The following is a 7,231-nucleotide window of genomic DNA, read 5'->3' on the forward strand; positions in this document are numbered from 1 at the left end:
ACATCTGCGCAAACTTCGCCATGCCGAAGACCGAGTCATTCTAGTCGCAATGGCAGTGTGGCCCGATGGCACTCAAACGGTGCTTCATTATGAAATGGCTACGCAAGAATCGGAGGCAGCTTGGTTACTGTTCTTTGAGCATCTACGACAACGGGGATTGCAAACTCATGGAGTGAAATTGATTGTGAGTGATGGTACGACTGGGTTGCCTAAGGTCATTCGCCCTCTGTTTCCCCTCGCACTACATCAGCGCTGCATCACCCACAAGGTTCGGGCTATGCTGCGGCATTTAGGCTATGGGCAATTGTCATACCTGGATGTGCAAGGACAAGAACTTTCTCTTGCTGAAGCTAAGAAACAGCGGTATGCACAAATCCAGCATGATGCCTATGCCATCTATAAAACACCAGCAATTCTCATTTTAAACAGAAGCTTATCCAGCAAGGCTTTTAGGATTCTGCAATCTGTCACATATTTGGGAAAAAGCAATCAAAATATTCATTAACTCCGAATTAATGGGTTGTCTAAGCACAATTACCACTGCTAAGGACATTACAGAGCAAAAACTGGAAGTGAAGAAAGAACCAGTGGATAGGGCATGAAGTGACGGGTCTGAAAGCTCCTGCATAAACCTCCATCTAATCTATCGTTGAATAACAGTGCTTAGATTTTGTGATCGACCGTTAAGTTGACAATGCCAACAGATCTGAGTAATCGTTGCATTAGACATCTTATGCCTGCCTAGATGACTACCATAGGATTCTGGGGCAACCTAAGAGTAGTGGCTCATCCAGGCGAGTTCATCCACCGTCTCATCAGATGAACTCAAGACCTAGCTTTTTGTAGAGAGATACGAATGAATTAAGGAAAACGTGGCGTCCATTTTTATATCGGAAGAGTTAGAAGCACAAGGATTCTTGCATGATCGGTCGTCTTCCCTGGAGATCCAAGGGGAAAGTTTTGTACCTGGTCCTTCTTTTCATAAGTCGTGGCGTCAAACAGCTATAGAGTTTTGTGAGGATGCTTGTTCTAAAGGGGTGAAGTATATATTAGTTGAGTTCCCTACTTACTTGATGACTTGGCGATGTAATCAGTCTAAGCCGTCTGAACAGACTCAATCAGTCCATTCTTCGAAGGCAGAGGAAATATCATCAGCTTCTCTTGGACCTCTTAAGGTGACTTCAGCTACTCAACAATCACCTCAAAAGAATGTGCTGTCTACACCACCTGAAATAGCCACACAGCAAGCGTTGGGGATAGCCAATGATGATGATGAGTTTATCAGTCAGTACAAAAAAGAACTGGCTATTCATATTGGTCCAATGGCTGATTTCATGACTCAGCAGACATTAAGTCAATCACCTGAAATGAGTCACCAAGAACTGATTGAGGCTCTAGCCACTCACATAGCTGACCATAATGCAGCTCTCTCGTTTCGGAAAGTATGTTATTCCATGAAAGGAATACATTTGCTTTGACTAACATCAAAAAAACTGAGATCAGTTGAATCCCTTCATGACTCAAGCCAATCTGCTTATCGATGTCTGTCATCGAATTGGATTGATCAACCTCAAGCCTTTATCTCTGGCTGAGTATAAACTGCTCCTGCTCACCCAGGTTTTGCAGGTGGCAAGTGAAAAGAATTTTTCTATCCCAATATGTTAGGTCCAGAGATTGCATATTCTCGTCATTACTAATTCATACTTGGGAATCTCAGACAGTTTTCTGATGGGGTATATCTCCTAACTGAATCATCTCTATTTTTTTTGATTGCTAATTGCAGAGATATCGCGAAAATCAGGAATATTACTGAGTTAATACGGCAGAATTTTGATTAAAGTATACCTATAGAGTAACAACTTCTCTAAATTGCCCGTTTACCGCTTTTGTATGTTTTTATAACGTAAAAATCCCATGTTGACGGTTGAAGATATCACTGGCTTTTTTGTGGAGAATGCCTCTTTAAAATCTGGCCAAACTCCAAAAGAAGATACTCAGAATATCCCTATTATTGAGTCTTGGACTGGCGTAGAAAAAGATGGCAGAGCGGTGATCAAAGGGACACTCTTTGGTCATCCCCAACATCCCCTTGGCGTTAAGATGACGACCTCCACAATTCAGCGGTACTTTGGAGGTGCAGGCCACGTTTATGTTAAAACTAGAAACTCTCTCTATGAGTTGGGTCAACCTCTCAATGAACTGGAGCTACCCGTTGAAATTGCAGACTTCCAAAAGTTGGCAAAAATGACAGTATGGCATTGATTATGTCGAGATTTTGGCATTAGTAACTCAAAAATACAGAATTTTTGGATATCTAGGTATAAGAACACCCTAAATTCTGCACCAAAACATTGAGCAAGGATCGTGGTTGATTATGACAGAAGCGATTGTGACATCTTCAACCCAGCTGGCACAGTCTTGGCAGCAAGCGATTCTGGACAGCGCCGATTTTATGATTGTTTCAATCAATGTTGAAGGTGTGATCCAAACCTTGAACGCTGGTGCATTACAGAAGTTTGGGTATACCGCAGAGGAAATCATCGGCAAAGCCACCCCAGTTATCTTTCATATCCCAGAAGAACTGGTGCAGCGGGCCAAAGAACTCTCTGCAGAGTTAGGTAGAGTGATTGAGCCTGGATTAGAGTGCTTGGTGGCCAAAGCCCGAATGGGAATTGCCGATGAGAATATCTGGACTTTGATTCGTAAAGATCACAGTCCGTTTCCCGTCTGTCTGTCCGTGACGGCACTGCGGAACGATGTCGGCCAATTAACAGGCTATTTGGGGATTGGCAAAGATATCACTGTCCAACAAAACGTAAAGGAATCTCTGCTCGCAAGTGAGGCTCGATTCTCAACAGCATTTCAGTATGCTGCTATCGGTATGGCATTAGCATCCCCAGAGGGTCAGTGGTTAAGGGTCAATGATGCCCTAGTTAACATACTGGGATACACCCCCACAGAATTGATCAACATTGCCCTACCCGAGATTATTCATCCTGATGATAGACCCCTAGAGAGAGAGCAGAGGCAAAAGCTTTTCAGCCACAAGCAAGACAACTACCACTTAGAGTTACGCTGTCTTCATCAACACGGGCATGAGGTTTGGGTTTGGCTGAATGTATCTCAGGTCAAAGAACACCTGGGTTCTCCTGGCTATTGCATTGTCCAGGTTCAAGATATTACAGAACGAAAGAAGGCAGAAACTGCACTTCAACGACTCAATGCTAATCTGGAGCATCTTGTTGAGGAGCGTACTAGTCAACTAAAAGAAGCGATTGAAACGGCTGAATTAGCGAATCATGCCAAAAGCCAGTTCCTGGCAAATATGAGTCATGAATTTCGGACCCCCCTCAACGGCATCATGGGTTTCAGTCAACTCTTATTGCAAGATCGTCGAATCACTCGTGACCAAAAAGACAACCTCCAGGTCATTCATCGAAGTGGTGAGCATTTGCACTCGCTTGTTAATGAGGTACTTACCCTCTCCAAAATTGAAGCAGGTGTGCTCACCTACGAGCCGAAGGATGTGAATCTACATCATCTTTGTGGAGAAGTGCAAGATCTATTTTCCTTACAGGCCAACTCCAAAGATATCCAGCTCCAGTTTCAGATAGCCCCTGACGTGCCCTCATACGTCAGTACTGATACAACAAAGCTCAGACAAGTACTGATTAACCTATTAGGAAATGCTCTGAAGTTCACCAAACGGGGCAGCGTAGATTGTCGGGTGCAATGGTATCCCTCTGCACCTGCATCCCAGGACAACCAATTATGTTTCACCATCCAAGATACGGGTCCAGGAATTCCGAACGATATACTTTCCACCCTCTTTGAACCCTTTGTCCAAAATCCTTTAACTCGCGAGAAGTTTGGCGGTTTAGGGTTAGGTCTATCCATTTGTCAAAAATTTGTCCAACTAATGAAGGGAGACATCTCAATAGAGAGTGTCGAAGGTCAAGGTACAACCGTCTCGTTTCATATTCAGGTTGATCAGGGAGATAACCTAGCAGACCCTCAAGAGTCGCAAGCTACAGTAGTGGGTCTTGCAGAGAATCAACCCGTCTATCGGATTCTGGTCGTAGAAGATCATTTTGATAATCGTCAGATCTTAGTCATGATGCTGGAAGCTGTAGGATTTGAAGTCCAAGAAGCAGAGAATGGGCAGCAGGCTGTGGAAATCAACCATTCATGGCATCCAGATTTGATCTGGATGGATTTACAAATGCCTGTGTTATCAGGTCTAGAAGCCACGAAATTGATCAAAGCCCATGCCCCTAAGCCACCCGTGATCATTGCTATCACAGCTCAAGCCTTGGAATCAGACGAAGTGCAAGCCCTCAAAGTAGGTTGTGATGACTATGTCAGAAAACCCTATCAAGCCGTCCAAATTTTTGAGAAGATGGCCCAGCATCTGGACATTACTTACCGCTATGATGCTCCCCACCAGACTAGATCTGTCATTGAGCCCATCTCACTCACCACTGACCAGTTAGCTCACATGGCACCCTCCTGGGTGCAGCTTCTTCATGATGCAGCGACCAGGTTGGATGGAGACACGTTCGATCAGTTGCTAAAGGACATCCCTCCTGAACAGGAATCCCTACAGTCTTCATTGGAGTATATTATGACCACTTATCAATACGACATCATCATGAAGGCAACTCAAACTGTCCTTGAATCTTCGCCCCATTAAGGCTCAAGATAGGTCAAGTGAGAAATCAGTAGAAACTCGGTCACGCCCTTGAAATTTAGCTTGATAGAGCGCTCGATCTGCGGCCTGGAATAATAGGCCTGCATCAATACCTTTGCCAGGAACGATGCTAGCTACCCCAAGGCTAACCGTGACCTGCGGAGCGTTGAGAGAGTTTTTATGCAAAATAGCGAGATCCTTTACGGATTGCCGGATTCTTTGGGCAACATGCTCAGCACCTGCCAGCTTCGTCTGAGGCAGGAGCGCCGCAAATTCTTCACCACCATATCGTGCTGCTAGATCAAGCGGGCGTTTGAGGCATTGCTGAAGGGTAGATGCGACCCGAGCTAGACACAGATCGCCCTGATGATGTCCATAGGTATCGTTATAGATTTTGAAATGGTCAATATCGACTAAGACTAAAGACAGGTCAGATTTTTCTCTGGTACTTTGTTTCCATTCCTGCTTTAGTCTTTCTAAGAAAACTCTTCGATTCGCTAGTTGTGTGAGATCATCAGTGGAGGCTAGTCGAGTGAGCTTTTCGTTGGCCTCTTCCAGTTGCTGGTAGAGTAGATTTCTCTCAATTTGCACTCGTACCCGTTGTCGTAACACAGGCCAGTGGATCGGCTTAGTAATGTAGTCTGAGGCTCCACTATCAAAGGCTCGATTGACTGAGGCTTCATCATTTAAGCTTGTAATTATCAGAATGGGTGTATATCGACTATCGGGTATAGTCATAATTTGAGCGCAGCACTCAAACCCATTCAAGCTCGGCATCATGGCATCTAAAAGGATCAGATCAGGATGTGCTGTTTGGTATGCTTCTAGACATTCTTGGCCATTACTCACTTCTACGATTTGATAGCCATCTCTCGACAATATTTGAGCAATCATCGTTCGGGTCATGCGATCATCTTCAGCAATTAAGATGATGGGTTGCTTGTTAGAGTAAGGGGCATTATCCAAATTCGTTAAACTCAGTTGTTGGAATAGGCTACAACACAAAGATGAATACTCTAGGATTGTTGCATTTCCAAGAAGGTTTTAGTGGGGGCAGATTGATTGACTAGATCTCTAGCATAAACCCCCAGCCTTTAGCATTTTCATTCTTAAAGAGACTTGGTCCTGATGCCCCTATAGACTTAAGTTCGCCTTGGTCCAGAGACCATTTATTGCGGGAGCAGAGGATAAGCAAAGGATAACTATTGGGTAAAGCTAGTTCCGTCAGAGTCTTGGCCTGGTATTCGAGAGCAAAAGCCTAAAGTTACTCTTCCCAATACGTGAGCTTCTCCCATTGCTGAGTCCCCATGTTGCCAACCAACAGTTGTGCATCTCCCGTGAAGTCTGGATGGGGCATCCCAAGTTCGTACATGGAGTTTTTGGTCGTTACATAAACCCGACCGTCTTTGGCGAGGTAATCTTGAATGGGCGAAGTCTTCAACTTCTTTCCTGTTCGATGTTTTGGGTGATTGTAGATTTGCCCATGAATGATCACCTTGCTCCCCGCATCAACACAGATCCAAGACTCAATAGTGGTGGTGCAAAGCGAAGGTGACTGAGGTGTCGCTAAAGTGGCTTGAGAGTTCTGTAAATAGTAATCAACAATATCGTCAGCTCTCATAGCCAAGTCCCCTCGTGTAAATCCTTGATGAAAGGTAATAGCAATAAAACTAGAGTTAAAACAATAGCAAGGTCACACAGTTGCATCCAATTTAATTGATACCTATGAGAGAGAAATCAGTATAAACACTGAAACCTAGGTAAATGGGACATCCTGACTCAAGTTGAAGACAGATTTAGATATTTACTTTTTGCAAGGCTATGAATTTCTGTTGAAAGTGATTGCTTATAGTCGTATTTAATGGCTCTGGGCGATTTTTCTCTCCATGAAACGTTTCAACTTTTGTTTTGAGCCTCCACCATCACCATTGAATCGGATACTCAGAGTTGCCTGGTGAATTCTTGGATGTTCTTATTGGTGTTTTCCAAATAGAGTGAAACCGCTTTAGACTCGCTTTAGTGAACGTGATCGAGTCATCGGCCAGCATCAATTCACCGTTGGCCAAGGTTGAACCAGCCGCCCAGAGGAGACCAATAAACTCATCGCGATCCACAACAACAGGAGCAAATTCATTCAAATCACCCTTGATATAGATCTGAGCAATTTGCTTAACGGTTTCAGGATATCTACGAATTAAGGCCCGGAAGTATAGAGAGAGTAAAGGCTTAGGATCATCTGTGCCAAAAACGACATTACAGATGCAGGTCGAGGTCGTCAACATCCAGGTGGCAATCTTATGAGGATCGGCTGTCCGGTCTCGTGCCATCTCCAAAAGCAGATTAACCATGTTATGTCTGAAAGGAACATCCAGACGAGTTTCTACATTTGCCATACAGCTAGGATGTTAGGATCCATTGGAAATTGAGAGGGTCAGTTTCATTCTTCTCAGATGTCAATTAGATAGGCCAACTTTTTTGGGTTTTGTCTTCATACTTTTAAACGCGCTTCGCGAGTCGATTTGGATCTATGCAATACCATCT

Annotated in this window: 7 protein-coding genes; 4 read left to right on the forward strand and 3 right to left on the reverse strand. The window is 44.1% G+C overall.

Going from position 1 to position 7,231, the window contains the following annotated elements; genetic code table 11:
* The 4 genes from Q0991_RS23990 to Q0991_RS24005 form a co-directional block, all read left to right on the forward strand.
* A partial coding sequence (locus tag Q0991_RS23990) for a transposase (protein ID WP_299493431.1) occupies positions 1-505 on the forward strand: 505 nt, incomplete at its 5' end.
* Between the two features lie 367 nt (positions 506-872).
* Positions 873-1,478: a hypothetical protein gene (locus tag Q0991_RS23995; RefSeq protein WP_299493433.1), complete on the forward strand. Its 606-nt coding sequence runs from the start codon at positions 873-875 to the stop codon at positions 1,476-1,478.
* Positions 1,479-1,914: 436 nt separating this feature from the next.
* On the forward strand, positions 1,915-2,262 hold the full coding sequence (locus Q0991_RS24000) for a hypothetical protein (RefSeq protein WP_299493435.1): 348 nt from the start codon (positions 1,915-1,917) through the stop codon (positions 2,260-2,262).
* Positions 2,263-2,374: 112 nt separating this feature from the next.
* Positions 2,375-4,693 (forward strand): PAS domain S-box protein, encoded by a 2,319-nt coding sequence (locus Q0991_RS24005; protein ID WP_299493437.1) that lies wholly within the window; start codon positions 2,375-2,377, stop codon positions 4,691-4,693.
* Positions 4,694-4,696: 3 nt separating this feature from the next.
* Here Q0991_RS24005 and Q0991_RS24010 read toward each other — a convergent pair whose 3' ends face one another.
* The 3 genes from Q0991_RS24010 to Q0991_RS24020 all read right to left on the reverse strand — a co-directional run bounded on the left by Q0991_RS24010 (position 4,697) and on the right by Q0991_RS24020 (position 7,038).
* A complete protein-coding gene (locus Q0991_RS24010; protein ID WP_299493439.1) occupies positions 4,697-5,656 on the reverse strand; it encodes a PleD family two-component system response regulator in 960 nt (319 codons plus the stop codon).
* Between the two features lie 298 nt (positions 5,657-5,954).
* A complete protein-coding gene (locus Q0991_RS24015; RefSeq protein WP_299493441.1) occupies positions 5,955-6,311 on the reverse strand; it encodes a hypothetical protein in 357 nt (118 codons plus the stop codon).
* 301 nt (positions 6,312-6,612) lie between these two features.
* Entirely contained in the window at positions 6,613-7,038 is a 426-nt protein-coding gene (locus Q0991_RS24020; RefSeq protein ID WP_299493443.1) for a hypothetical protein, read from the reverse strand.
* Positions 7,039-7,231 lie beyond the last annotated feature (193 nt).

Source organism: Acaryochloris sp. IP29b_bin.137 (genome assembly GCF_028285745.1).
GTDB lineage: Bacteria > Cyanobacteriota > Cyanobacteriia > Thermosynechococcales > Thermosynechococcaceae > Acaryochloris.